This window comes from Cellulomonas sp. EB106-03-03-XG116 (assembly GCF_058792015.1).
Window position 1 is genome coordinate 1 of sequence record NZ_JBYTEP010000044.1, and the last position, 24211, is coordinate 24211.

The window sequence follows — 24211 nt, forward strand, 5'->3', positions numbered from 1 at the left end:
GCTGCTGCCGCGCCCGCGGCCCGGGGCGCGCTGCCCGCGGACGACCTCGACGGCCTGGACGCCCGGCGGCGCGCGCAGGTGCTCGCCCCGCTCGACGTGCCCGCCGGTCGCACCGTGCGCTGGGGCACCGCCGCCGCGCGCCAGGTCGACGGCACCACGTGCGGGGCGGCGGTGCTCGGCCTGCTCGCCGCCGCCGGCGACCCGCGGCTCGCGCTCTGGCTGGTCACCGGGCGGCTGCCCGCCGGGCCGCGCCCGCCCGAGCTGGCGGACCTGGACCTGCCCGAGCCGGCCGACCCGCACCACCCCGACGCCCCGACGTGGTTCCGCACCCCCGACGGCCGGGTCGTGCACGCCTCGGCCACCGGCGAGGAGGCCGCCGCGGCGCGCTGGGGGCTGCTCCAGGCGGCCCTGCACCGGCGCAGCACGGCCCGGGCGCTCCTCGGCGTCCTGCCGTGGCCGCGCTCGCTCGGCACGCCGCCCTGGGGCGCCGCGCGCCTGGCCCGGTTCCCGGGCGTGCGGTACCGGTCGGTGCTGGTCGACGACACCCGGACCGCGGAGGTCGACGACCTGCTGGCGCGGGTCGACGCCGCGCTGGACCGCGGGATCCCCGTGCCGCTGTACTCGGGCGGCGACCTCGGCGACGGGCTCGGCGCCGCGGTGCCGCGGCACGTGGTGCTCGCCGTCGGGCGCTCGGGCGACGGCTACCGGGTCTACGAGCCGGGGGCCGGGGCGGTCCTACCGCTGCCGCGCGCGGCGCTGCGGGCGCCGGCGGGCCCGGTGCCGGCGCTCGGCCATTGGACCCACCTGGCCTGGGCGCTGCTCCCGACCCCGGGCCGCTGACGCCGCGGCTCGCGCGAGCCGGCGCGGTTGCGCAACCACCGGGTTTCCGACGGCGTGCTCGTGTGGGTCCTTCGTCGCGCGGCGTTCGCGGACGGCGATCCCGTCGGCCTGGCGGGACGCGCGGGTCCGGGACACGATGGTGCTGTACCCCCGCCGCCGACCGGAGGAGTGGACATGAGCACCGTTCCCGGCGACCGGACCTGGCGCGACGCCGGGCTCGTCGAGCCCGCGCTGACCGACCTGCCGGAGGTCCAGCCCGACGACGACAGCGACGCCCGCGACGGCGCCTACGAGCCGGACGACCCCCGGCCCGACCTGGCCGGCGAGGCCGACCCGGGCGACGTCGCCGAGCAGAAGACCCCCGTCCCCGAGGACGAGCGCGACGACTACCCCTGAGGCCCCCGCGCCGCCGACCGGACCCGCTCGGGCGCCCGGCTCCCCGATGCGGGGTTCCGGGCGCCCGGCCACTACGGTGGGCGCATGACCGTGACCTTCGAGCAGATCGTCGCGCTGCCCAAGGTCCTGCTGCACGACCACCTCGACGGGGGCGTGCGCGCGCAGACCGTCGTGGAGCTCGCGGAGAAGGTCGGGCACGAGCTGCCCGCCACCGACCCCGACGCGCTGGCGGCCTGGTTCCGGGACGCCGCGGACAGCGGCAGCCTCGAGGCGTACATCGCGACGTTCAGCCACACCCTGGCCGTCATGCAGCGGCCCAAGGCGCTGCGCCGGGTCGCGCGCGAGGCGGTGCTGGACCTGGCCGCCGACGGCGTCGTGTACGCCGAGGAGCGGTTCGCCCCGGAGCTGCACCAGGCGGGCGGGCTGTCGCTGCAGCAGGCCGTCGACGCGGTGCTGGAGGGGCTCGCCGAGGGCGAGGCCGAGGCCGCCGCCGAGGGCCGGCCCATCCGCGCCCGGCTGCTGCTGTGCGCCATGCGCCAGTCCGACCGCGCCGACGAGATCGCCGCCCTGGCGCTCGCCAACCGGGACCGCGGCGTCGTCGGCTTCGACATCGCCGGGCCCGAGGCAGGCTTCCCGGCGAGCGCCCTGGGCGCCGCCTTCGCGCAGCTGCGCACCGCCCGGTTCCCGGTCACCGTGCACGCCGGCGAGGCCGCGGGCCGCGACTCGATGGACGAGGCGGTCGACGTGGGCGCCCTGCGCCTGGGCCACGGCGTGCGGCTCGTCGACGACATCAAGCACGACGACGACGGCGCGCCCGTGCTGGGCCGCCTGGCGCACTGGGTCCGGGACCGCGGGATCGCCCTCGAGGTGTGCCCGACGTCGAACCTGCAGACCGGTGCCGCCGCGTCGATCGCCGAGCACCCCGTCACGACCCTGCTGCGGCTGGGGTTCGCCGTCACGGTGAACACCGACAACCGGCTGCAGTCCCGCACCGGCCTCAGCCGCGAGCTGCACCTGCTCGTCACCGAGGCGGGCTGGACCCTCGACGACGTGCGGACGGTCACCCTGACCGCCGCCCGCCACGCGTTCGTCCACGCGGACGAGCGCCAGGACCTCATCGACCGGGTCATCGTCCCCGGTCACGCACCGACCGGAACAGGAAGGCACCGCGCATGACCCAGTCCCTCGACGCCGCCGCGCTGGCGCAGTTCGTCGACCACACGCTGCTCAAGCCCGAGGCGACCCGCGCGGACGTCGAGGCGCTCGTGACGGAGGGCGCGTCGCTCGGCGTGTACTCCGTGTGCGTCTCGCCGTCGTTCCTGCCGCTGGACGCGCAGGGCCTCAAGATCGCCACCGTGTGCGGCTTCCCCTCGGGCAAGCACCACAGCGACGTCAAGGCCGCCGAGGCCGCCCGCTCCGTCGCCGACGGCGCGGACGAGGTCGACATGGTGATCGACGTCGGCGCCGCCAAGGAGGGCCGGTTCGCCGACGTGCAGGCCGACATCGCCGCCGTGCGCGCCGCCACCCCGGCGCCCGTCGTGCTCAAGGTCATCATCGAGTCGGCCGCGCTCACCGACCACGAGATCGTCGAGGTCTGCCGGGCCGCCGAGGCCGCGGGCGCCGACTTCGTGAAGACCTCGACCGGCTTCCACCCCGCCGGCGGCGCCTCCGTGCACGCCGTCGAGATCATGAACGCCACCGTCGGCGGCCGCCTCGGCATCAAGGCCTCGGGCGGCATCCGCACCACGGCCGACGCCCTCGCGATGATCGAGGCGGGCGCGACCCGGCTCGGCCTGTCGGGCACCGCCGCGGTGCTCGGCGGCTTCGAGGCGGACGGCGGGTACTGAGCCCCGGCGCGCACGCGCACGCACGACCGACGGCCCGTCACCCCGGCAGCGGGGGGCGGGCCGTCGTCGCGTCCGGGGCCGGGCAGCCGCGGAGTGCGTCAGGGTGCGGCGGCCGAGTGAGCCGCCCACCCCGCGGCGCCCACGGCGAGGGGCAGCAGCCACGCCGCGCGCGGCCACCGACGGCCGAGCAGGACCGCGAGTCCCGCCGCCGCGGCCGCCGCGGCCAGCACCGCGCCGGTGAGCCGCAGCCCGTGCGCCCGGGCGCCGGCGGACGAGCACCACCAGGGCACCGGGAGCACGGCCGGGCACATCAGGTCCGACCGCAGCCCCAGGACCACCGGCCACAGCGCCGCGACGCCCGCCCCGGCGACGAGGGCGATCGCGAGCAGCGGCCCGGCGACGGCGCGCGCGGCGGCGTTCCGAGCCGGTGCGGGGGCCACGGTGTCCACACCGGCACCGTAGCGGGGCGGTCCGGTGGCGCGGGCGCCGTGCGCAGCGACGACGACGGCCCGCCCCCCGATCGGGGGACGGGCCGCCGCCTCGTCTCGACGCCGCTCCCGGGGCGGCCGGCCCTCAGAGCCCCAGCGCCGCCGCCACGTCCGCGCGCACCGCGTCGAGCCGCGCCCGCGCGGCCACCCGCGCCTCGCCGACCGACGCGACCGACGCGTGCTCCTCGACCGGCACGACGACCTCGAGGTAGCACTTCACCTTCGGCTCGGTGCCGGACGGCCGGACGATGACCCGGGTGTCGTCCTGGGTGAGCAGCCGGATGCCGTCGGTCGGGGGGAGGCCGTCGCGGTCGGCGTCCGAGCCCGCGGCCAGGTCGACGACGGCCAGCACCGGCGAGCCCGCGAGGACGACCGGCGGGTGCTCGCGCAGCCGCTGCATGGTCTCGGGGATCTGCGACAGGTCGGTGAACCGGGCGGACAGCTGGTCGGTGAGGTGCAGGCCGTGCTGCCGGGCGAGGTCGTCCAGGACGTCGACCGGGGCGCGGCCCTCGGCCTTGAGGCGCGCGGCCAGGCCGGCGAGGGTCAGCGCGGCGGAGATGCCGTCCTTGTCGCGCACGTGCGCCGGGTCGACGCAGTAGCCGAGGGCCTCCTCGTAGCCGTACACCAGGCCCTCGACGCGGGAGATCCACTTGAACCCGGTGAGCGTCTGGGCGTGCCGGAGGCCGGCGTGCGCGGCGATCCGGCCGAGCAGCCGGGAGGACACGATGGAGTTCGCGAGCACGGGGGCGTCGTCCGCCACGGGAGCGCCGGCGGACCCGAGCCGCTCGGCCGTGACGCTGCCGAGCAGGGCGCCGGTCTCGTCGCCGTGCAGCATCCGCCAGCCGTCGGATCCCGCGGCCCCGGCGCTCATGTGGGTGCGCGCCCGGGGGTCGATGACGGCCGCGCCGCAGCGGTCGGCGTCGGGGTCGAGGGCGATGACCAGGTCGGCCTGCACCTCGGCGGCGAGGGCGACGGCCAGGTCGATCGCGCCGGGCTCCTCGGGGTTGGGGAACGCGACGGTCGGGAAGTCGGGGTCGGGCTCGGCCTGGAGCGTCACGACGTGCACGTCGGTGAAGCCCGCCTCGGCGAGCACCCGGCGGGCGGTGCCGCCGCCGACGCCGTGCATCGGGGTCAGCACCACGCGCAGCGCGGCGTGCCGGGCGCGGGCCTCGTCCGACAGGTCGGCCAGGCCGAGCACCTCGGCGACGTAGGCGTCGACGATCTCGGGACCGACGGTCGACCAGCCGTCGGCGGCGCGCGGCACGGCGGCGACCGACGGGACGCGCGCGATCTCCGCGGCGATGGCGGCGTCCATCGGCGGGACGATCTGCGCGCCCTGGCCGGAGTCGGTGACGACGCGCCCGCCCAGGTAGACCTTGTAGCCGTTGTCCTGCGGCGGGTTGTGGGACGCGGTGACCATGACGCCCGCGTCGGCGCCGAGGTGCCGGACGGCGAACGCCAGGACCGGCGTGGGCAGGTACGGCGGCAGCATGACGACCTCGATGCCGACGGCGGTCAGCACGGCGGCCGTGTCGCGCGCGAAGTCGACGGAGCCGTGCCGCGCGTCGTGGCCCACGACCACGCGGGGAGCGGGGGAGACGCCCTCGAGCTCGCCGAGCAGGTAGGCGCCCAGGCCGGACGCGGCGCGGATGACGACCGCGCGGTTCATCCGGTGCGGACCGCCCTCGACGGCGCCGCGCAGGCCGGCGGTGCCGAACTGCAGCAGGCCCTGGAACCGGTCGGCGAGGTCCTCGCGGGCCTCGCGCACGTCGGTGGCCGACTGCTGGTCCTCGGGGGAGGCGCCGCCGGAGACGGACGGCTCACCGGCCTCGGCGCGGTCGAGCAGCGCGGTCAGCTCCGCCGCGGTCCGCGGGTCCGGGTCGTCCGCGATCCACGCGCGGACGCGGTCCGCGAGCTCCGCCCAGGCGTCGCCCGGCTCGATCGCGTCCGCCCCGGTCTCGGTGCGCTCGGTCATCCGTCTGCCGTCCTCCCCGGGGCGCCCCGCCCCGACCTCGCTGCCTGCTGCGCGGCGCTCGGGCCGCGGTGGTGCCGTGCTGCGCGCCGCGCCGCCGCGGGGGACCCGGGCGGCGCGGCGCGTCGATCAGATGCGGCCGACGATGTCCGCCAGCAGCCGGCTGATCCGCGGGCCCGCCGCGGCGCCGGCCTCGAGGACCTCGGCGTGGGACAGCGGCTCGTCGCCGACGCCCGCGGCCAGGTTGGTCACCAGCGAGATGCCGAGTACCTCCATGCCGACGTGCCGCGCCGCGATGGCCTCGATGGTGGTGGACATGCCGACCAGGTCGCCGCCCATGATCCCGGCCATCTTCACCTCGGCCGGGGTCTCGTAGTGGGGGCCGCGGAACTGCACGTAGACGCCCTCGTCCAGCGACGGGTCGACCTCGCGGGCCACGTCGCGGAGCCGGCCGGCGTACAGGTCGGTCAGGTCGACGAACGTGGCGCCCTCCAGCGGGGACACGGTCGTCAGGTTGATGTGGTCCCGGATGAGCACCGGGGTGCCGGGGCCCCACGCCGGGTTCAGGCCGCCGCAGCCGTTGGTCAGCACGACGGTCGAGCAGCCGGCGGCCGCGGCGGTGCGGACGCCGTGCACGACGCGGCGCACGCCCTTGCCCTCGTACAGGTGGGTGCGCGAGCCGAGCACGAGCGCGTGCTTGCCGGTCGCGGCGATCCTGACGGAGCGGATCGTGCCGACGTGGCCGACGACGGCCGGGGCCGCGAAGCCCGGGACGTCGGGGGCCGCGATCTCGGCGACGGTCTCGCCCAGCAGGTCCGCGGCGCCGCCCCAGCCGGAGCCCAGCACCAGCGCGACGTCGTGCTTCTCCACCCCGGTCGCCTCCGCGAGGTACGCGGCGGCGTCGGCCGCGACGGCCAGCGGGTCGGTGGTCGGGTCGTCGAGACGGGCGTCGTCGGCCATGCGGGTGCTCCTCGCGGTGCGTGCGGCGGTGTCGGTGCGGGTCGGTGCGGGTCGGTGCGGGTGGCGACCCGGCGCGCGGGCACGTGCGGTCGCAACGGTCGAGCGTACCGGCCGTGCCCGCCGTGCAGGACCCCGGAAGGTCCCGCCCCGCGCGGATCTCCCTCGCGGAAGGGCGAGGGGAGCGCGCGGGGGCGCGGGAGGAGCGGGGGCGGCGCGCGGGAGGAGCGGGGCGTGGCGCAGGTGCGCAGCGGCGCGGGTCCGGGAAGATGGACGGCGTGACGCAGCCGACCCCCACGCCCGCGCCCGCCGAGCCCGGCCCGGCCACCCCGGCCGCGGCCGACGCCCCCGACGCCGCGGCCGCCCCGCCCGCCTCCTCGACCAGCAGCGCCGCCGCGCCCGCGCCCGCCGACGACGGCCGGCCCGCGCCACGCGTCGTCGTGGTCGGCGGCGGCCCCGGCGGCTACGAGGCCGCCCTCGTCGCCCGCCGGCTGGGCGCGGAGGTCACGGTGGTGGAGCGTGCGGGCCTCGGCGGCGCGGCCGTGCTCACGGACGTGGTCCCGTCGAAGACGCTGATCGCCACCGCGGAGTGGATGACGATCGCCGAGCGCGCCCCGGACCTGGGCATCCGCCTGGACGTCCCCGCGGGCCCCGGCGAGGACGCGGACCCCACCCACGACACCGGCCGCAGCCGCCGGCACAGCATCGACCTGGCCGCGGTGAACGCCCGGGTGCGGGACCTGGCCCTGGCGCAGTCCCACGACATCCGCACCCGGCTGGAGCGCGAGGGCGTGCGCGTGGTCATCGGCCACGGGCGGCTCGACGGCCCGGAGCGCGTGGTCGTGACCGGCGACGTGGAGGAGACCCTCGACGCCGACGTCGTCCTGCTGGCGACCGGTGCGACCCCGCGCACGCTGCCGGACGCGCAGCCCGACGGCGAGCGCATCCTCACCTGGACGCAGCTGTACCACCTGGACGCGCTGCCGGAGCGGCTGATCGTCGTCGGCTCGGGCGTCACCGGCGCGGAGTTCGCCGGGGCGTACGTGTCGCTCGGCTCGCAGGTCGTGCTGGTGTCGAGCCGGGACCGGGTGCTGCCCGGCGAGGACGCCGACGCCGCGACGATGCTGGAGGACGTGTTCCGGACCCGCGGCATGGAGGTCGTCGGGCGCTCGCGCGCGCAGGCGGCCCGGCGGACCGCGGACGGCGTGGTGGTCACCCTGGCGGACGGCCGCGAGATCCACGGCTCCCACGTGCTGCTGGCGGTCGGCTCGATCCCCAGCACCGAGGGCCTCGGCCTCGCGGAGTCGGGCGTGCGGACGACGCCGTCCGGGCACATCGAGGTCGACAAGGTCTCCCGCACCTCGGCGCGCGGCGTCTACGCGGCGGGTGACGTGACCGGCGTGCTGCCGCTGGCGTCGGTCGCGGCGATGCAGGGGCGGATCGCGATGTCGCACGCGCTCGGCGACGCGGTGGCGCCGCTGAAGCTGCGCGGCGTGGCGGCGAACATCTTCACCGCCCCCGAGATCGCGACCGTGGGGCTGAGCGAGACGGCGCTCGTCGAGCGGGACGCGCACTTCGTCACGCACACGCTGCCGCTGGCCCGGAACCCGCGCGCGAAGATGCTCGGCGTCCGCGACGGCTTCGTGAAGCTGTTCGCGCACTCGACGGCGGGCACCGTGCTCGGCGGGGTCGTGGTGGCGCCGCGGGCCTCGGAGCTGATCTTCCCGATCACGCTCGCGGTGTCGCACAGCCTGACGGTCGACGACGTGGCGAACGCGTTCACGGTGTACCCGTCGCTGTCGGGGTCCATCGGCGAGGTCGCCCGGGTGCTGCACCGGACCGACCAGGGCTGAACCCGGGCCTCGCGCGGGCCCGGGCGCGGGTCAGCCCGCCCGGACCTCCGTCACCAGCGCCAGGTGGTCCGACGAGTCGTCGGCGAGCACCCGTGCCTCCGCGAACGTCACCCCGCCCCGCCCGAGCACCCAGTCGATCCGGACGGTCGGCTCGTTGCTCGGGTGGGTGAGGACGTCCTCGGCGCCCGCGGTGTCCATGGCGCTCACCCAGCCGGCGTCGTCCAGCGCGTCGAGCTCGGCGGAGCCCGGCTCGGCGTTGAGGTCGCCGGCGAGCACCGAGGGCCCGTCGTCCGGGAGCGCGGCGTCGAGCGCCGCGAGCTGGTCGAGCCGGGTGTCCACGTTGTCGTCCCGGTGCTGCAGGTGCACCGACGTGACCCGGACCGGCTCGCCGCCGGGGCCGTCGACGCGCGCCGTGAGCGCCGACCGCGCCTGCGGCCCGGCGCCGTACGGCAGCGCGACGACCTCGACGTCGCTCAGCTCGGTCCGGGACAGCAGGGCGTTGCCGAACTGCTGGTCCGCGGCCGGGGCGAACGCCACGTGCATGCCGAGCCGGTGCCCGAGCCAGGTGAGCATGTCCGCGCCGCCGCCCAGCACCCAGCCGCGGGACACCTCCTGCAGAGCGACGACGTCCGGGCCCTGCGCCTCGATGGTGCGGGCGATCTGCTCCAGGTCGACGGCGGTGTGCGCGGCGACGCCGTAGTGCAGGTTCCAGTCGAGCACCACGAACGTGTCGGGGTCCGCGTCGGCCGCGGGGGCCGGGGCGGCGAGCGTCGCGGACACCCAGCCGACCAGCAGGAGCACGACGGACGGCAGCACGAGGAACCGCAGCGCGTTCGCGCGCAGCGGGGGAGCGGGCTCGCGGGGCCCGGCCTCGCCCGGCGCGGGTGCCGCGGCCTCGGCGGGCTCCGCCGGCGTGCGCCACCGCAGGCCGCCGGTCGCGAGCAGCGCCGCCGCCAGCACGACGACCCACGCGTTGTCGACGCCGAGCGGCACGTCGTAGTCCAGCAGGTAGAGCAGCAGCACGACGACGAGCCCGAGCCCGACGCCGCCGGTGGCGAGCGCGGTGCGCGGGATCCCGGGCGGCGCCGGCCGGCGGGTCTTCAGCGCGACCGTGAGCACGACGCCCGCGGCGGCCTCGGCGACCAGGACGGCGACGAGAGCCGGGACCCCGGTGGTGAGGAACGCGACCGCGGTGGCGACCGGCAGCAGGACGGCCGCCGCCCAGCGCACGGGCCGGGCCATGATCCGCGGGACGAGCAGCAGCCAGGCGGTGAGCGCCGACGCCAGCACGGTCGCGGTCCCCGCGGCCATCAGCGGCAGGTGCGACTGCGCCGCCGCGAACGCCGGGTTGCCCAGCACCATCACGACCAGCGCGAGCGCGGGGCCGAGCACCCAGGTGCGCCGGGGGCGGCCGGTCGCCGTCTCCCGGCGCGCGACCCAGGCGAGGGCGACCGCGAGCAGCACCAGGACGACGGCCACCACGCTGCCCAGCACCCCGCCCCGCCACAGCGGGTCCCAGGTGCCGAGCGCCAGCTGCAGCCCCGCCGACAGCCCGGTGCCGAGCGTGAGCCCGAGCGCCGCCTGCCGCCCGCCGCCCGCGCGGCCCGCGACCAGCGTGGTCGCCAGCACCAGCGCGGCGACGGCGAGCGAGGCGGTGACGAGCCCGGCGGCGAACCGCGCCTCGTCGTGCACGACCTGCGTCACCAGCCGGGCGGCCCCGAGCGCGACGACGGCGACGAGGGCCGTCCGGCCGGAGGCGGTGCCCGGCCCGCGGCGGCCGGTGCCGAGCAGCGCGAGCGCCGCGAGCAGCCCCGCCCCGAGGAAGGTGACCAGCGCGGCGCCGGCGACGGCGGCGGTGCTGACCGCGAACGCCCGGTCCAGGACCGGCCCCGCGGCGCGCACGGCGTCGACGGCGAGCACGGTCACCAGCGCGACGAGCGACACCCGGGTCGCGGTGCCCGCGTCCGGCGGGAGCGGGCTCCCGGCCGGCGACGGTGCGGACGCGGCGGGCACCGACGGCGGTGCGGCTTCGGGGACGCTCACGCCGTCAACGTAGTGGGCGGTGCACCGCGCGGGCGAACGCCTTCCCCCGGGCGGGCGCGCCGCGGGCGCCCGGGGGCCTCAGGACGCGGCGCCCTCGACCTCGGGCGGCAGCCCCGCGCGCAGCGCCGGCCACGCGTCCGCGAACGCGGGCAGCAGCGGCAGCGCCGGGACGTCGTCGAGCGCGACCCAGGCGATCGCGAGGCTCTCGTCGTCGGTGGGCCGCGCGTCGACCGGGCCGGACGTGACCGCCACGATCGTCGTGTACGACCAGTCCCCGTGGTCGAGGACGTGCTCGCCGACCACCCGGACGGACGCGCGGTCGATGCCCGCCTCCTCCTCCGACTCGCGCAGCGCGCCGTCGACGGCGGACTCGCCGGTGTGCCGGGCGCCGCCGGGCAGGCCCCAGGTGCCGCCCTGGTCGCTCCACGGCGCGCGGTGCTGCAGGACCACCGCCGCGGCGTCGGTGGCGGTGGCGGGACGCGCCAGCAGCAGGCCGGCGGCCCCGGCGGTGCCCCAGTGCCGGCGGCCGCACCGGCACTCGACCCACCCGTCGCCCGGGTGGTGGGGTCGCCTCGGCACCGCGGTCAGTCGACGATCTCGCAGATGGCGGTGCCCGCCGCGACCATCCCGCCGACGTCGGCGGACAGGGACGCGATGGTGCCGGCGCGGTGCGCCACCAGCGGCTGCTCCATCTTCATCGCCTCGAGCACCACGACCAGGTCGCCCTCGGCCACGGTGTCGCCCTCGCCGACCGCGACCTTGACGATCGTGCCCTGCATGGGGGAGGTGAGGGCGTTGCCGGACGCGGCGGCGGGGCGGCCCGCTGCGCGGCGGGGGGCCGAGCGGCGGGGACCCGCGGCGGCGGGGCGACCCCGGCCGGCGCGCAGCGCGAGCGCGGCGGGCAGCACGACCTCGAGGCGCTTGCCGCCGACCTCGACGACCACGCGCTCGAGCTCGGTCGGCTCGCCGTCCTCGTCGGGCCCGCTGGCGGTGACGGCGGGCGTGCCCGTGAGCGTGGGCAGCCGGTCCGCGAACTCGGTCTCGATCCACCGCGTGTGCACCGCGAACGGCTGCTCCGGGTCGGTCGGGACGAAGGCCGGCTCGGCCATGACGGCGCGGTGGAACGGCACGACGGTCGGGATGCCGGCGATCTCCAGCTCGGCCAGGGCGCGGCGGGCGCGCTCGGCGGCCTGCTGACGGGTCGCCCCGGTCACGACCAGCTTGGCGATCATGGAGTCGAAGGCGCCGGACACGGTGTCGCCCTCGACGACGCCCGAGTCCACCCGGACGCCGGGGCCGGCGGGGAACCGCAGCGTCGAGATCTTCCCGGGCGCGGGCAGGAACCCGGCGGCCGGGTCCTCGCCGTTCAGCCGGAACTCGAAGGAGTGGCCGCGGGTCTCGACGTGGTCGTAGCCGAGGGGCTCGCCGTCGGCGATGCGCAGCTGCTCGCGGACCAGGTCGATGCCGCTGATCTCCTCGGAGACCGGGTGCTCGACCTGGAGGCGGGTGTTCACCTCGAGGAACGAGATCGTCCCGTCGGCGGCGACCAGGAACTCGCAGGTGCCGGCGCCGACGTACCCGGCCTCCTTGAGGATGGCGACCGAGGCGTCGACCAGCTGGGCGCGCTGCGCGTCCGAGAGGTACGGCGCGGGGGCCTCCTCGACGAGCTTCTGGTGCCGGCGCTGCAGCGAGCAGTCGCGGGTCGACACGACGACGACCGTGCCGTGCTCGTCCGCGAGGCACTGCGTCTCGACGTGCCGCGGCCGGTCCAGGTACCGCTCGACGAAGCACTCGCCGCGGCCGAACGCCGCGACGGCCTCGCGGACGGCGGAGTCGTAGAGCTCGTCGATCTCCTCGGAGGTGCGGGCGACCTTGAGGCCGCGGCCGCCGCCGCCGAACGCCGCCTTGATGGCGACCGGCAGGCCGTGCTCGCGGACGAACGCGTGCACCTCCTCGGCACCCGAGACGGGGTCCGGGGTGCCGGCGACCAGCGGGGCGCCGGCGCGCTGCGCGATGTGCCGCGCGCTCACCTTGTCGCCGAGGTCGCGGATCGCGGCGGGCGGCGGGCCGACCCAGACCAGCCCGGCGTCCAGGACGGCCTGGGCGAACTCGGCGTTCTCCGACAGGAACCCGTAGCCCGGGTGGACCGCGTCGGCGCCGGAGCGGCGGGCGACGTCGAGCAGCTTGGCGATGTCCAGGTACGTCTCGGCGGCGCGGGCGCCGTCCAGGGCGTACGCCTCGTCGGCGACGCGCACGTGCAGCGCCTCGCGGTCGGGGTCCGCGTAGACGGCGACGGAGGCGAGGCCGGCGTCGCGGCAGGCGCGGGCGATGCGGACGGCGATCTCGCCGCGGTTGGCGACGAGGACCTTCGAGATGCGGGGCACGGCTCACCGTAACGCGGGGTGCCTCCGGCGTTCACGCCCGCGGCCGGTCGCGCCGCGAAGATCGCCGATCCGGCCAACCGGGTCCCCGCGGCGTTGGAGGGTTCCACAGCGGACGCGCGGCGCCGGGTGCGCGGCCCGGCGCGCCCTTGTCCGCCCCCGACAAACCCGCGGCGCCGTGCGCCGCAGGCCGGCGTCGCTCGTCGGCGCCCGCGCCCGCGACGAGTGCCTACTGGACACGTCGAGTGCCTACCCAGGGGATAGGCACTCGACGTGTCGGTTGTGCACTCGGGGCTGCGCGCGGCCCGTGGGGGCGGGGCGGGCGGGGTCGCGGGTCAGCGGGTCAGCGGGTCAGCGGCGTGGGGGGTCAGGCGGGGAGGCGGGTCCAGAGGGTGTGCAGGGGGACGCCGCGCGCGGCCAGGAGCTCGCGCAGCAGCGGGAGGCTGAGGCCGACGACGCCGTGGTGGTCGCCCTCGACGCCGGTGATGAACGCGCCGCCCAGGCCGTCGATGGTGAACGCGCCCGCGACCCACAGGGGCTCGCCGGTGGCGACGTAGGCGTCGATCTCGGCGTCGGTGACGTCCGCGAAGTGCACGACGGTGGTCGACGTCGCGCCCGACTCGCGGCCCGCGCCGTCGCCGGCCCCGCCCACGCCGCCCGCCCCGCCGCCGCCTGCCCGCGCGTCCACGAGCCAGTGCCCCGTGTGCAGCCGACCGCTGCGCCCGCGCATCGCCCGCCACCGCGCGGCGGCGTCCGCGGCGTCGGCCGGCTTGCCGAGCACCTGCCCGTCGAGCTCGAGCATCGAGTCGCAGCCGAGCACCAGCGACCCCGCGTGCCCGGGCGCGACGTCCCGGGCCTTGGCGCGGGCGAGCAGCAGCACCGCCTCGGTGGCCGGGACGTCGCCGGCCGCGGCCAGCACCGCGGGCTCGTCGACGGCGGACACCGCGACGGTCGGCTCGATCCCGGCCGCGCGCAGGGTCGCGAGCCGGGCGGGGGAGGCGGAGGCGAGCACGAGGGTCGTCACCCGGCGAGCGTACGGCCAGGTCGGGGACGTACGTCCCTCGGCCGGCACCGCCCCCGTGCCGATGATGTCCGGGGAACTCCCAGGAGGGGATGCGACGATGACGGGCGTGACCGAGGACAGCGTGCGGGCCACGCGCCCGAGCGGCGCAGCAGCCGACCCGACCGATCTGCTCGACCACGACCCCGTGGACGACGACCCCGACTCCCCGGCGCGCGCGGCGTGGCGCCGCCGGACCGCGATCGAGATGGCCGTGTCCGGCGTCATCGGGCTGTTCACGTCGTTCGTGCTGTCGATCGAGGCGTGGCACCTGGCGGCGAACCCCGCCGCCACGTTCACCTGCGACATCAGCTCGGTGATCTCCTGCGGCACCGTCGCCCGCACCTGGCAGGCGCAGCTGCTCGGCTTCCCCAACGCGTTCCTCGGCATCGCCTTCGAGTCGGTGGTGATCGCGATCTCGATCGCGGGGATCGCCGGGGTGCGGTTCCCGCGCTGGTACATGCTCGGCACGCAGGCGCTCTACACGGTCGCGCTGGTGTTCGCGTGGTGGCTGTTCCTGCAGTCCTACTTCGTCATCAAGGCGCTGTGCCCCTGGTGCCTGCTCATCACCGTGACCACGACGCTGGTGTGGGCCGGCCTCACCCGCTGGAACGTCCGGGACGGCCACCTGCGGCTGCCCGGGCGCGCCGGGCCGTGGGCGCGCGGGTTCGTGGCGTCCGGCAGCGACTGGTACGTGACGACCGCCGTGCTCGTGCTGTTCGTGGCCGCGATCCTGCTCAAGTACGGCCCGTCGCTCCTGGCCTCCTGAGCCGCGCGGCGCGACGCACCGCACGCACGAGGGCCCCCGGACCGCGCAGGTCCGGGGGCCCTCGTCGTCCCGCGCCGGTCAGGCCAGCGCGGTCCGCAGCACGTCGAGCGGCAGCGCGCCCATGCCGAGCGCCCGGGCGTGGAACTCGCGCAGGTCGAACGCCTCGCCGCGGGCCTGCGCGGAGTCGCGCGCCCCGTCCCGGATCTGCTCCCAGATCCGCTGGCCGATCTTGTACGAGGGCGCCTGGCCGGGCCAGCCCAGGTAGCGGTTCAGCTCGAACCGGACGAACTGCTCGGGCATGTTGACGTTGGCCCGGAGGAACTCCCACGCCTTGTCGGCGTCCCAGGTCCCGCCGCCCCAGCGCTCGGGCGCCTCGAGGCCGAGGTGCACGCCGAGGTCCAGCACGACGCGGGCCGCGCGCATCCGCTGCCCGTCGAGCATCCCGAGCCGGTCGCCCGGGTCGTCCAGGTGCCCGAGGTCGGCCATGAGCCGCTCGGCGTACAGCGCCCAGCCCTCGCCGTGGCCCGACACCCAGCACGCCAGCCGGCGCCAGGAGTTGAGCTGCGCGCGGTTGTAGACGGCCTGGCCGACCTGCAGGTGGTGGCCCGGGACGCCCTCGTGGAAGACGGTGGTCTTCTCGCGCCAGGTGTTGAACGTGGTGACCTCCGGCGGCACCGACCACCACATCCGGCCGGGCCGGCTGAAGTCGTCGGACGGGCCGGTGTAGTAGATCCCGCCGTTCTGGGTCGGGGCGATCCGGCACTCCAGGGTGCGGATGGCGTCCGGGATCGTGAAGTGCACGCCGTCGAGCGCGGCGACCGCCGCGTCGGAGGTCTCCTGCATCCAGCGCTGCAGCGCCTCGGTGCCCTCGAGCCGGCGCGACGGGTCGGCGTCCAGCACGGCCACGGCCTGCTCGACGGTGGCCCCGGGGCCGGCGATCTCGGCGGCCACGGCCTCCTGCTCGGCGACGACGCGCGCGAGCTCCTCGAGGCCCCACCGGTACGTCTCGTCCAGGTCGACGGTCGCGCCCAGGAAGTACCGGGACCACAGCGCGTAGCGCTCGCGTCCCGCGGCGTCCTCGGCGGGCGCCTGCGGGGCGAGCTCGTCGCGCAGGAACGTCACCAGGTCGGCGTAGGTCCGCCGGGCGGCCTCGGCGCCGCGCTCCAGCTCGGCGCGCAGCGCGTCGCCGCCGGCCTCGATCGCGGCCGCGGCCTCCGGGCCCTGGACGAAGGACGTGAAGAACGAGGACGACGGGTCGGCGAGGTCCTCCGCCTGCGCGATCGCCTCGCGGACCTGGCGGATGGCGGGGACCTGCCCGCGCGACGCGGCGAGGCGCAGCGACTCGACGTAGCCCGCGCCGGCGCGCGGCAGCCCCGCGAGCCGCTGGGCGGTCGTCGCCCAGGCCTCGGGGCCGTCGGTGGCCATGATGTCGAAGACGTCCCGCATGCCCTGCACGGGCGAGGCGATGACGTTGAGGTCGGCGAGCCACTCGCCGGCGTCGTGCAGCTCGAGGTCCAGGCCGAGGCGCTCGCGCATGGCGGCGAGCGTGATCGCGTCCACCTCGTCGGCGGGCGCGAGGCCGTCGAGCTGCGCCAGCGTCGCGCGGGCGGCCTCGGCGCGCGCCTCGTGCCCGGCGGGGGAGAGGTCGGTGACCTCGTGGTCGTGGCCCGGGACGCCCAGGGCGGTCGCGCCGAACGGGTCGAGGGCGGCGCTCGTGGCGACGTAGGCGTCGGCGACGGCGTCGATCGGGGTCGCGGGGCGCTGCGGCGCCCCGGTGGTGTCGGGTGCAGTGCTCACCCGGTCGACCCTACCTGCGCCGCGCCGGGGCGCCCGGGCATTTCGGACGCGTCAGCGCAGGCTGCGCCGCCAGGCGTCCGGGCCGGTCCGCCACGCCCCGCGCGCGCCGGGCAGCGTGCGGGAGCGGTCCGCCCAGCCCGCGCGCGGCAGCGCCTCCTCGGCCAGGTCGTCGTCGCCGGGCACGGACGCCGCGACCAGCCCGGCGACGAGCGCCGCGAGCTCCACGTCGTCCGGGGTGCCGCGGACGACCTGGACGTGCGGCAGCGCCGCGGCGTCGCCCGCGCTCACGCCTCGTCCCCGCCGTCCTCGTCGTCGTCGAAGGTCACGGGCGCCCCGCGGGACGCGCCCCAGCCCTCGACGGTGAACCCGCTGTCCAGCAGGCGCTCGACGATCTCGGCGCCCCCGTTGTCGACGATGCCGAGCACGGCGTCGATCGACTGGTCGTGCGGGGCGGCCGGCACGCTGACGACGAACCCGAGGTGGAACTCGTCGGTGTCCTCGTCGGCCGCGGGCGTCTCGGACGGGGCGGCCTCGTCCTCCCAGGTCATGCCCGTGAGCTCGGAGTGCATCCCGAGGCTCGCGTGCAGCAGGTCGTACAGCCGGGCGTTCAGCGTGGAGACGCGGGCCTCCAGGGCGAGCACCCGCGGGTCCTCGTCGGCCTCGGACGCGCCGAACTCGGCGCGGACGCCGGCGGCCGTGTCCACGTACTCGTGCAGCGCGGCGGCGAGCTCGTCGACCACGGCGTGCATGGCGCCGGCGTCGACGCCGGGCAGCGGATCGGGGCCGTGCGCGCCGCCCGCGTGGTCGTGGGAGCCGTGGTCGTGGCCCCCGTGGTCGTCGGGGCCGGGCAGCAGCGGGTCGCCGGTCACAGCGGGATGTTCCCGTGCTTCTTGGGCGGCAGCGCGGCGCGCTTGGTCCGCAGCACGCGCAGCGCGCGCACGATCTGGGACCGGGTCTCGGCGGGCGCGATGACCGCGTCCACGTAGCCGCGGTCCGCGGCGTCCCACGGGTTCACGATGGCCTCCTCGTACTCGCGGGTGAGCCGGGCGCGCTCGGCCTCGACGTCCCCGCCGGCCTCGGCGACCTGCTTGAGCGCCCCGCGCTGCAGGATGTTCACCGCACCGCCGGCGCCCATGACCGCGATCTGCGCCGTGGGCCACGCCAGGTTCACGTCGGCGCCGAGCTGCTTCGACCCCATGACGATGTAGGCGCCACCGTACGCCTTGCGGGTGATCACGGTGACCAGGGGGACGGTCGCCTCCGCGTAGGCGTAGATGAGCTTCGCGCCGCGGCGGATGATGCCGTTCCACTCCTGGTCGGTGCCGGGCAGGAAGCCCGGGACGTCGACGAACGTGAGCACCGGGATGCTGAACGCGTCGCAGGTCCGGACGAACCGGGCCGCCTTCTCCGCCGCGTCGATGTCGAGCGTCCCCGCCATCGTGAGCGGCTGGTTGGCGACGATCCCCACCGCGTGCCCCTCGACCCGGCCGAAGCCCACCAGCACGTTCCGGGCGAACAGCGGCTGGACCTCCAGCAGGTCGCCGTCGTCCAGCACGTGCTCGACGACGGTGCGCATGTCGTACGGCTGGTTGTCCGAGTCCGGCACGAGCGTGTCGAGCTCGAGGTCCTCGTCGGTGACCTCCAGCTCGGCCTCCTGCGGGTAGGCCGGCGGGTCGGTCAGGTTGTTCTGCGGGAGGTAGGACAGCAGCGAGCGGACGTAGTCGAGCGCGTCGTCCTCGTCCGAGGCCAGGTAGTGCGCGACGCCCGACCGGGTGTTGTGCGTGGTCGCGCCGCCGAGCTCCTCGAAGCCGACGTCCTCGCCGGTCACCGCGCGGATCACGTCCGGGCCCGTGATGAACATGTTCGACGTGCCGTCGGCCATGACGATGAAGTCGGTGAGCGCGGGGGAGTACACCGCGCCGCCGGCCGAGGGGCCGAGGATCAGGCTGATCTGCGGGATCACGCCCGACGCGGCGACGTTGCGCCGGAAGATCTCCGCGAACTGGGTGAGGCCCGCGACGCCCTCCTGGATGCGCGCGCCGCCGCCGTCGCTGATGCCGACCAGCGGCATCCCGGTCCGGAGCGCGAGGTCCATCACCTTGGTGATCTTCTGGCCGTGCACCTCGCCGAGGCTGCCGCCGAACACCGTGAAGTCCTGGGAGTAGACCGCGACCGGCCGGCCGTCGACCGTGCCGTGCCCGACGACGACGCCGTCGCCCGGGACCCGCTTCTTGTCGAGGCCGAAGTTGGTCGAGCGGTGCCGGACGAACGCGTCGAGCTCGGTGAACGAGCCCGGGTCGAGCAGGGCCTCGATGCGCTCGCGGGCGGTGCGCTTGCCGCGGGCGTGCTGCTTCTCGGCCGCGGTCCGCTCGGGCTCCGCGACGGCGCGGCGGTGCCGGTCCGCGAGGTCGGCCACCTTCGCGGCGGTGCCGGCGGGCCGGGGGGCGGCGGGCGTGGCGGCGGTCTGGTCCGCCGGGAGCTGGTCGGTCACCCGCACGAGGCTAGTGGCCGGACGGCGCGGCACGCCTGGGCGACGGGCACGGACTCCCGCGCGCCGGGTCGTGCGAATGCCACAACGCCCCCGCGAGCGCGCCGGGTGAGGATGGACCCGTGGACGAGACCGACCCCGCCGGCCCGGCCCGCGCCCCGCTCCGCGCGGCCGAGGTGCGCGCCGCCCTGCTGCACCCCGCGGGGCCGCTGCGCCGGTGCGAGGTGCTGCCCGCCGCGGGGTCGACCAGCACCGAGCTGCTCGCGCGGGTGGCCGCCGACCCCGCCTGGGCGGACGGCGGGCTGCTCGTCGCCGAGCACCAGCAGGCGGGCCGCGGCCGCGCCGACCACGCCTGGACCACGCCGCCGGGCGCCGCGCTCACCCTGTCGCTCGCGGTGCGCCCGGGCGTGCCGCGTCGCCGGTGGGGCTGGCTGCCGCTGCTGACCGGGCTGGCCGTGGCGCGCGCGGTGCGGGCGGCGACGGGGCTCGAGGCGGTGGTGAAGTGGCCGAACGACGTGCTGCTGCCGGCCGCGGACGGGGCCGACCTGCCCGGCTGGGGCGCGCACCGCAAGGCCGTCGGCGTGCTCGCCGAGGTGGCCCCGGCGGGCGACGTCGTCGTGCTCGGCATCGGGATCAACGTCGACCAGGTGCCGGACGAGCTGCCGGTGCCGAGCGCGACGTCGCTGCGCGCCGCGGGGGCGCCCGGCGTCGACCGGACGGCGCTGCTGCTCGCCGTGGTGGGCGAGGTCGTCGCGGTGCTCGAGCGCTGGCAGGACCGCGGCGGCGACGTCGCGGCGGCGGGCCTGGACGCGGACGTGGCCGCCGCGTGCCTCACGCTGGGCCGGACGGTCCGTGCCACGCTGCCCGACGGGTCCGAGCTCCGCGGCACCGCCGCGCGGATCGACGCGGACGGCGCCCTCGTGGTGCGGGACGCGGACGGGACCGAGCGGGTGCTGCTCGCCGGTGACGTGCGTCACGTGCGCCCGGTCGGTGAACTAGGGTCGCAGTCGTGACGGACGAGGTGCAGGACGGGGTGCAGGCGGCCGCGCTCGACGCGGCGCTGCTGGGCGGCCCGCGGACGCTGTCCCTGCGGGACCTCGCCGCGCGCTCGGGCCTCGACCTGGAGCTGGTCCGGCTGTACTGGCGGACGCTCGGCCTGCCGCACCCGGACGCCGACGACGTCGCGTTCACGGGCCGGGACGCCGAGGCCGTCGAGCGCGTCGCCGCGCTGCTCCGCGAGGACCACGTCGGCAGCCGCACCATGATCTCGCTCACCCGGGCGCTCGGGCACACCAGCGACCGGCTCGCGCTCTGGCAGGTCGAGGCCCTGGTCGAGGACATGGCGACCCGCCGCGACCTCGACGACCCGGCCGCCCGGCGCGCCGTGCTCGACGAGCTGCCGCGGCTCGCTCCGGTGCTGGAGGCGCAGCTGCTGCACTCCTACCGCCGGCACCTGGCGTCGATCGCCGCGCGGTACGCCGTCGAGTTCGCCGCCGACGGCGACACGGCGGCGGAAGCGGACCCCGCGGCGCTGCCGCTCGCGCGCGCCGTCGGGTTCGCCGACATGGTGTCGTTCACCCGCCGCACCGCCGGGCTCGGGTCCACCGACCTGTCCGACTTCGTGCAGCGGTTCGAGACCGCGGCGCGCGACGTGGTCACCCAGTGCGGCGGCCGCGTGGTCAAGACCATCGGCGACGCGGTGCTGTTCGTGGCCGATGACGTGCGCACCGGGGCGAAGGTGGCCCTGGAGCTCGCGCGGGTCCTCGGCGGGGACCTGGACGTCGAGCGCGAGCGCGGCGCCGGCGGGCTCGCCGAGGGCGCCCGCGGCGTCACGCCGGTGCGGGTCGGCGTCGTGTGGGGGCGGGTGCTGTCCCGGTTCGGCGACGTGTTCGGCCCGTCGGTCAACGTGGCGGCGCGGCTCACCGACATCGCCGACCCGAGCACGGTGCTGACCGACCCGGCGACCGCGCGGCTGCTGCTGGACGCGCCCGGGATGCTGCTGGAGCCGCTGCCGGAGCGGGAGCTCGAGGGGATCGGGGCGCTGGCGCCGGTCCGGATCAGGAGGGCGTGAGCGTGGCGGGAGCACAGGACGGGCGGCCGGTGCGGCAGCTCCGGCTCGTCGTCGAGGCCGAGGACTACGACGCGGCGCTGGCGTTCTACCGGGACGTGCTCGGGCTCGAGCAGCTCGAGGCGTACGAGGGCGGCGACGGCGCGCACGTCGCGATCCTGGACGCCGGCCGCGCGACGCTCGAGATCGCGAACCCCGCGCAGAAGAGGCTGATCGACGACGTCGAGGTCGGCCGCCAGGTCGCCCGGCACGTGCGGGTCGCGTTCGAGGTGGCCGACACCCGGGCGACGGCGGCCCGGCTGGTCGACGAGGGCGGCGCCGAGCTGGTCGCGCCGCCGACCGAGACGCCGTGGCGCTCGCTGAACGCGCGGCTCGAGGGCCCGGCGGGGCTGCAGCTGACGGTCTTCCAGGAGCTGGGCCCGGAGGACTGACCCGCCCGGGGCGCCGGGCCGGTGCGTGGTGCGCGCGGTGACCTGCACCGCGATCGAATCGATTCGCACGGGGCCGTGGCGCGTGGGACGATGCCGCACGAGATGAGCACCGGCGAACCCGTCCCGACCCCCGCCCGACCCTCGACGACCGCGGCGGCGCCGGCGGCCACCCCCGCGCCCTTCCGGCCCACCGCCAAGTACGTGCTGCTGCTGGGCGTGATGACCGCGCTGCCCGCGATCACCACCGACATCTACCTGCCGTCGCTGCCCGACGTGGCGCGCGACCTGGACACCAGCGCGGCCGCGGCCCAGCTGACGATGACGATGATGCTGGTCGGCGGCGCCGCGGGGCAGCTGGTCATCGGCCCGCTGTCCGACCGGTTCGGCCGCCGGCTGCCGGTGCTGATCGGCGTCGCGCTGCACGTCGTGACCTCGCTGCTGTGCGCGGTCGCGCCGGCGATCATCCCGCTCATCGGGCTGCGCATGGTGCAGGGCTTCTTCAACGCGTCGGCGTCGGTGGTCGCGATGGCGGTCATCCGGGACCGGTTCGTCGGGCCGGACGCCTCGCGGCTGCTGTCCCGGCTGATGCTGGTCATCGGCGTCGCCCCGCTGTTCGCCCCGAGCGTCGGCGGGCTGATCGCGGGGCAGTGGGGCTGGCGCGCGGTGTTCGTGGCCCTCGCGCTCTACGGCGCGGGGCTGTGGGTGGTCGTGCTGCTCCGCCTGCCCGAGACGCTGCCGCGCGAGCGGCGCCTGTCGTCCGCCCGCGGCGTGTGGAGCGGGTACCGGGTGCTGCTCCGGGACCGGCACTTCGTCGCGCTGGCGCTGCTCCCCGGCCTCGGGCTCGCGGTGCTGATGAGCTACGTCGTCGGCTCGCCGTTCGTGCTCCGCGAGGGGTTCGGGCTGACCGCCGGACAGTTCGCGCTGGTGTTCGCGATCAACGGCATCGGCCTGGTCGGCGGCGCGCAGGTGAACGCCGCGCTGGTCCGCCGGTACGCGCCGATCCAGATCATCCGGGTCGCGCTGCCGGCGTCGTTCGTCCTGGTCCTCGCGCTGCTGGTCCTCGCGCTGACCGGCGCGGGCGGCCTGCCGGCGCTGCTGGTCGTGCTGTTCCTGACCATGTCGCTCGTCAACTTCACGCCGCCCAACGCCTCGGCGATCGCGCTGTCCCGGCACGGCGAGCGCGCCGGCACCGCGGCGGCGTTCATCGGCGCGCTGCAGGCCGGCGTCTCGGGCGTCGTCGCGCCGCTGGTCGGCGTGCTCGGCGAGTCGGCCTGGGCGATGGCGAGCGTCATGCTCGCGGGCGCGGGCGGCGCGCTGCTCGTGCTCGCGCTGGCGACGCCGGCGTACCGCCGCGGCGGCTGGACCGAGGGCGGCCTGGGCACGGCGGTCGACACCCGCTGAGCGGGGCCGGGGCTGGGCTGTCCCGGCCCCGGACCCCACCCGATTCTCGCGCCGCACCCCGATCGACCGGGTGATCCCGCGAGAATCGGGAGGGGACCGGCCGCACGCCGCCCGGGTCAGCCCGCCAGCGCCGCCAGGCGCTCCGCCGCCTCGCGGAGCACCGCCTCCTGCTTCACGTACGTGAACCGCACCGCCGTGCGCAGCGCACGATCCGCGGCCGAGCCGTCGTGGGTGAACGCGCCGACCGGCACGCCGACCACGCCCGCGAGTCCCGGCAGCGCCCGGCACAGGTCCGCGGAGTCGCGCAGGCCGTGCCGCGCCAGCGGGCCCGCGAGCAGCCGCGCGGCGTCCGCGACGACGAAGTAGGTGCCCTGCGGGCGCACGACGTCGAACCCGGCGGCGGTCAGCCCCGCGCTCAGCAGGTCGCGGCGTCCGGCGAGCGAGGCGGCGAGCCCGCGCACGTAGCCGGCGTCGGGGGAGTCGGTCGTCTCCAGGTCCAGCGCGTGGGCGATCGCGGGCTGGAACGGCGCGCCCGACACGTAGGTGAGGAACTGCTTCACCGCGCGGACCGCGTCCACCAGGCCCGCCGGTCCGGTGACCCAGCCGATCTTCCAGCCGGTGAACGAGAACGTCTTGCCCGCCGACGAGATCGTGAGGGTCCGCTCCGCGGCGCCCGGCAGCGTCGCGAACGGGACGTGCGCGACGCCGTCGTAGGTCAGGTGCTCGTACACCTCGTCCGTGACGACCACGCAGTCGTGCCGCTCGGCGACCTCCGCGACCACCGCGAGCTCCTCGCGGGTCAGCACCGCGCCGGTGGGGTTGTGCGGGGTGTTGAGCAGGATCACCCGGGTGCGGTCGGTGACCGCGGCGCGCAGCGCGTCGGCGTCCAGCCGGAAGCCGTCCGGGGTCGCGGCGAGCGGTGCGGTGGTGTGCCGGGCGCCGGCCAGGCCGATCACCGCGGCGTACGAGTCGTAGAACGGCTCGAGGGTCAGCACCTCGTCGCCCGGCTCGGTCAGCGCGAGCACCGCGGCGGCCAGCGCCTCGGTCGCGCCGGTGGTGACCAGCACCTCGGTGTCCGGGTCGGGCGCCAGGCCGTAGTGCCGCCGCTGGTGCTCGGCGACCGCGCGGCGCAGCTCCGGGACGCCGGGGCCGGGCGGGTACTGGTTCCCCCCGGCGGCGATCGCCTCGGCGGCGACCCGCTTCACCGACTCCGGGCCGTCGACGTCCGGGAACCCCTGCCCGAGGTTCAGCGCGCCGGTCCGCACGGCGAGCGCCGACATCTCGGCGAAGATCGTCGGCCGCGGCACGCCGTCCGCGCCGAGCAGCCCGGCGGCCCGGGCGGCGTCGCGCCAGCGGCCGGGCGTCGTGGGGCGGGCGGGGGAGGGCGTGCCGGTCATCGCGGTCCTGTCGTGAGGGGACC

The 24211-nt window shown here is 77.1% G+C and carries 22 protein-coding genes; 10 read left to right on the plus strand and 12 right to left on the minus strand.

The genetic code is table 11. From position 1 onward, the window contains the following. The 4 genes from AC3WUG_RS14940 to deoC all read left to right on the plus strand — a co-directional run. A partial coding sequence (locus AC3WUG_RS14940; RefSeq protein WP_492328391.1) for a hypothetical protein occupies nucleotides 1-840 on the plus strand: 840 nt, incomplete at its 5' end. A 174-nt stretch (nucleotides 841-1014) separates the two neighbouring features. Then, a complete protein-coding gene (locus AC3WUG_RS14945) occupies nucleotides 1015-1236 on the plus strand; it encodes a hypothetical protein (RefSeq protein WP_492328392.1) in 222 nt (73 codons plus the stop codon). A gap of 84 nt (nucleotides 1237-1320) precedes the next feature. Next, the gene (locus AC3WUG_RS14950; protein WP_492328393.1) at nucleotides 1321-2412 is read left to right on the plus strand and encodes an adenosine deaminase; all 1092 of its coding nucleotides are present in this window, start codon (nucleotides 1321-1323) and stop codon (nucleotides 2410-2412) included. Then, complete coding sequence (deoC, locus tag AC3WUG_RS14955; protein WP_166940415.1) at nucleotides 2409-3083, plus strand: deoxyribose-phosphate aldolase; 675 nt, start codon at nucleotides 2409-2411, stop codon at nucleotides 3081-3083. The genes AC3WUG_RS14950 and deoC overlap by 4 nt, the downstream gene beginning before the upstream one ends. A 98-nt stretch (nucleotides 3084-3181) precedes the next feature. Here deoC and AC3WUG_RS14960 read toward each other — a convergent pair whose 3' ends face one another. From AC3WUG_RS14960 to AC3WUG_RS14970, 3 genes are all read right to left on the minus strand, one after another. Next, nucleotides 3182-3532 (minus strand): hypothetical protein, encoded by a 351-nt coding sequence (locus AC3WUG_RS14960; protein WP_492328394.1) that lies wholly within the window; start codon nucleotides 3530-3532, stop codon nucleotides 3182-3184. 124 nt (nucleotides 3533-3656) lie between these two features. Further along, on the minus strand, nucleotides 3657-5546 hold the full coding sequence (locus tag AC3WUG_RS14965) for a phospho-sugar mutase (RefSeq protein WP_492328395.1): 1890 nt from the start codon (nucleotides 5544-5546) through the stop codon (nucleotides 3657-3659). Nucleotides 5547-5672: 126 nt separating this feature from the next. Further along, nucleotides 5673-6503: a purine-nucleoside phosphorylase gene (locus AC3WUG_RS14970; protein ID WP_166940423.1), complete on the minus strand. Its 831-nt coding sequence runs from the start codon at nucleotides 6501-6503 to the stop codon at nucleotides 5673-5675. 437 nt (nucleotides 6504-6940) lie between these two features. Here AC3WUG_RS14970 and AC3WUG_RS14975 point away from each other — a divergent pair, with 437 nt between their 5' ends. After that, nucleotides 6941-8353 carry an NAD(P)H-quinone dehydrogenase gene (locus tag AC3WUG_RS14975; RefSeq protein WP_492328421.1) on the plus strand — a complete coding sequence of 471 codons (1413 nt, stop codon included), beginning with the start codon at nucleotides 6941-6943 and terminating at the stop codon, nucleotides 8351-8353. 30 nt (nucleotides 8354-8383) lie between these two features. Here the strand turns inward: AC3WUG_RS14975 and AC3WUG_RS14980 are convergent, their stop codons facing one another. From AC3WUG_RS14980 to AC3WUG_RS14995, 4 genes are all read right to left on the minus strand, one after another. Next, a complete protein-coding gene (locus AC3WUG_RS14980; protein WP_492328396.1) occupies nucleotides 8384-10396 on the minus strand; it encodes an endonuclease/exonuclease/phosphatase family protein in 2013 nt (670 codons plus the stop codon). Nucleotides 10397-10474: 78 nt separating this feature from the next. Then, a complete protein-coding gene (locus AC3WUG_RS14985) occupies nucleotides 10475-10975 on the minus strand; it encodes an NUDIX hydrolase (protein WP_492328397.1) in 501 nt (166 codons plus the stop codon). Nucleotides 10976-10980: 5 nt separating this feature from the next. Further along, nucleotides 10981-12780 carry an acetyl/propionyl/methylcrotonyl-CoA carboxylase subunit alpha gene (locus tag AC3WUG_RS14990; protein WP_492328398.1) on the minus strand — a complete coding sequence of 600 codons (1800 nt, stop codon included), beginning with the start codon at nucleotides 12778-12780 and terminating at the stop codon, nucleotides 10981-10983. Between the two features lie 364 nt (nucleotides 12781-13144). Further along, nucleotides 13145-13801 carry a Maf family protein gene (locus AC3WUG_RS14995; protein WP_492328399.1) on the minus strand — a complete coding sequence of 219 codons (657 nt, stop codon included), beginning with the start codon at nucleotides 13799-13801 and terminating at the stop codon, nucleotides 13145-13147. A 97-nt stretch (nucleotides 13802-13898) separates the two neighbouring features. Here AC3WUG_RS14995 and AC3WUG_RS15000 point away from each other — a divergent pair, with 97 nt between their 5' ends. After that, a complete protein-coding gene (locus tag AC3WUG_RS15000; protein ID WP_492328400.1) occupies nucleotides 13899-14606 on the plus strand; it encodes a vitamin K epoxide reductase family protein in 708 nt (235 codons plus the stop codon). Between the two features lie 78 nt (nucleotides 14607-14684). Here AC3WUG_RS15000 and AC3WUG_RS15005 read toward each other — a convergent pair whose 3' ends face one another. Genes AC3WUG_RS15005 through AC3WUG_RS15020 form a run of 4 tightly spaced genes read right to left on the minus strand, consistent with a single transcriptional unit; the run spans nucleotide 14685 to nucleotide 18894 of the window. Then, the gene (locus AC3WUG_RS15005; protein WP_492328401.1) at nucleotides 14685-16403 is read right to left on the minus strand and encodes a DUF885 domain-containing protein; all 1719 of its coding nucleotides are present in this window, start codon (nucleotides 16401-16403) and stop codon (nucleotides 14685-14687) included. Nucleotides 16404-16454: 51 nt separating this feature from the next. Next, nucleotides 16455-16691 carry an acyl-CoA carboxylase epsilon subunit gene (locus AC3WUG_RS15010; protein ID WP_492328402.1) on the minus strand — a complete coding sequence of 79 codons (237 nt, stop codon included), beginning with the start codon at nucleotides 16689-16691 and terminating at the stop codon, nucleotides 16455-16457. Beyond that, a complete protein-coding gene (locus tag AC3WUG_RS15015) occupies nucleotides 16688-17272 on the minus strand; it encodes a hypothetical protein (protein WP_492328403.1) in 585 nt (194 codons plus the stop codon). The genes AC3WUG_RS15010 and AC3WUG_RS15015 overlap by 4 nt, the downstream gene beginning before the upstream one ends. Next, complete coding sequence (locus AC3WUG_RS15020; protein ID WP_492328404.1) at nucleotides 17269-18894, minus strand: acyl-CoA carboxylase subunit beta; 1626 nt, start codon at nucleotides 18892-18894, stop codon at nucleotides 17269-17271. Before AC3WUG_RS15020 ends, AC3WUG_RS15015 begins: the two co-directional genes overlap by 4 nt. 119 nt (nucleotides 18895-19013) lie before the next feature. On the opposite strand from AC3WUG_RS15020, the gene AC3WUG_RS15025 reads away from it, so the two are divergent. The 4 genes from AC3WUG_RS15025 to AC3WUG_RS15040 all read left to right on the plus strand — a co-directional run bounded on the left by AC3WUG_RS15025 (nucleotide 19014) and on the right by AC3WUG_RS15040 (nucleotide 22791). Further along, nucleotides 19014-19904, plus strand: a complete 891-nt coding sequence (locus tag AC3WUG_RS15025) for a biotin--[acetyl-CoA-carboxylase] ligase (protein WP_492328405.1) — start codon at nucleotides 19014-19016, stop codon at nucleotides 19902-19904. After that, on the plus strand, nucleotides 19901-20962 hold the full coding sequence (locus tag AC3WUG_RS15030; RefSeq protein WP_492328406.1) for an adenylate/guanylate cyclase domain-containing protein: 1062 nt from the start codon (nucleotides 19901-19903) through the stop codon (nucleotides 20960-20962). The genes AC3WUG_RS15025 and AC3WUG_RS15030 overlap by 4 nt, the downstream gene beginning before the upstream one ends. 2 nt (nucleotides 20963-20964) lie before the next feature. After that, the gene (locus AC3WUG_RS15035; RefSeq protein WP_492328407.1) at nucleotides 20965-21390 is read left to right on the plus strand and encodes a VOC family protein; all 426 of its coding nucleotides are present in this window, start codon (nucleotides 20965-20967) and stop codon (nucleotides 21388-21390) included. A 102-nt stretch (nucleotides 21391-21492) separates the two neighbouring features. Next, nucleotides 21493-22791: a multidrug effflux MFS transporter gene (locus tag AC3WUG_RS15040; protein ID WP_492328408.1), complete on the plus strand. Its 1299-nt coding sequence runs from the start codon at nucleotides 21493-21495 to the stop codon at nucleotides 22789-22791. Nucleotides 22792-22907: 116 nt separating this feature from the next. Here AC3WUG_RS15040 and AC3WUG_RS15045 read toward each other — a convergent pair whose 3' ends face one another. Then, the gene (locus AC3WUG_RS15045; RefSeq protein WP_492328409.1) at nucleotides 22908-24188 is read right to left on the minus strand and encodes an aminotransferase class I/II-fold pyridoxal phosphate-dependent enzyme; all 1281 of its coding nucleotides are present in this window, start codon (nucleotides 24186-24188) and stop codon (nucleotides 22908-22910) included. Between the last annotated feature and the right edge of the window lie 23 nt (nucleotides 24189-24211).

What these genes read in the sequence shown, in the direction of transcription:
- AC3WUG_RS15045 (WP_492328409.1), bottom strand. Translation starts at nt 24,188, where the DNA reads ATGACCGGCACGCCCTCCCCCGCCCGCCCCACGACGCCCGGCCGCTGG.
- AC3WUG_RS15000 (WP_492328400.1), top strand. Translation starts at nt 13,899, where the DNA reads ATGACGGGCGTGACCGAGGACAGCGTGCGGGCCACGCGCCCGAGCGGC.
- AC3WUG_RS14950 (WP_492328393.1), top strand. Translation starts at nt 1,321, where the DNA reads ATGACCGTGACCTTCGAGCAGATCGTCGCGCTGCCCAAGGTCCTGCTG.
- AC3WUG_RS14970 (WP_166940423.1), bottom strand. Translation starts at nt 6,503, where the DNA reads ATGGCCGACGACGCCCGTCTCGACGACCCGACCACCGACCCGCTGGCC.
- AC3WUG_RS14965 (WP_492328395.1), bottom strand. Translation starts at nt 5,546, where the DNA reads ATGACCGAGCGCACCGAGACCGGGGCGGACGCGATCGAGCCGGGCGAC.
- AC3WUG_RS14945 (WP_492328392.1), top strand. Translation starts at nt 1,015, where the DNA reads ATGAGCACCGTTCCCGGCGACCGGACCTGGCGCGACGCCGGGCTCGTC.
- AC3WUG_RS15040 (WP_492328408.1), top strand. Translation starts at nt 21,493, where the DNA reads ATGAGCACCGGCGAACCCGTCCCGACCCCCGCCCGACCCTCGACGACC.
- deoC (WP_166940415.1), top strand. Translation starts at nt 2,409, where the DNA reads ATGACCCAGTCCCTCGACGCCGCCGCGCTGGCGCAGTTCGTCGACCAC.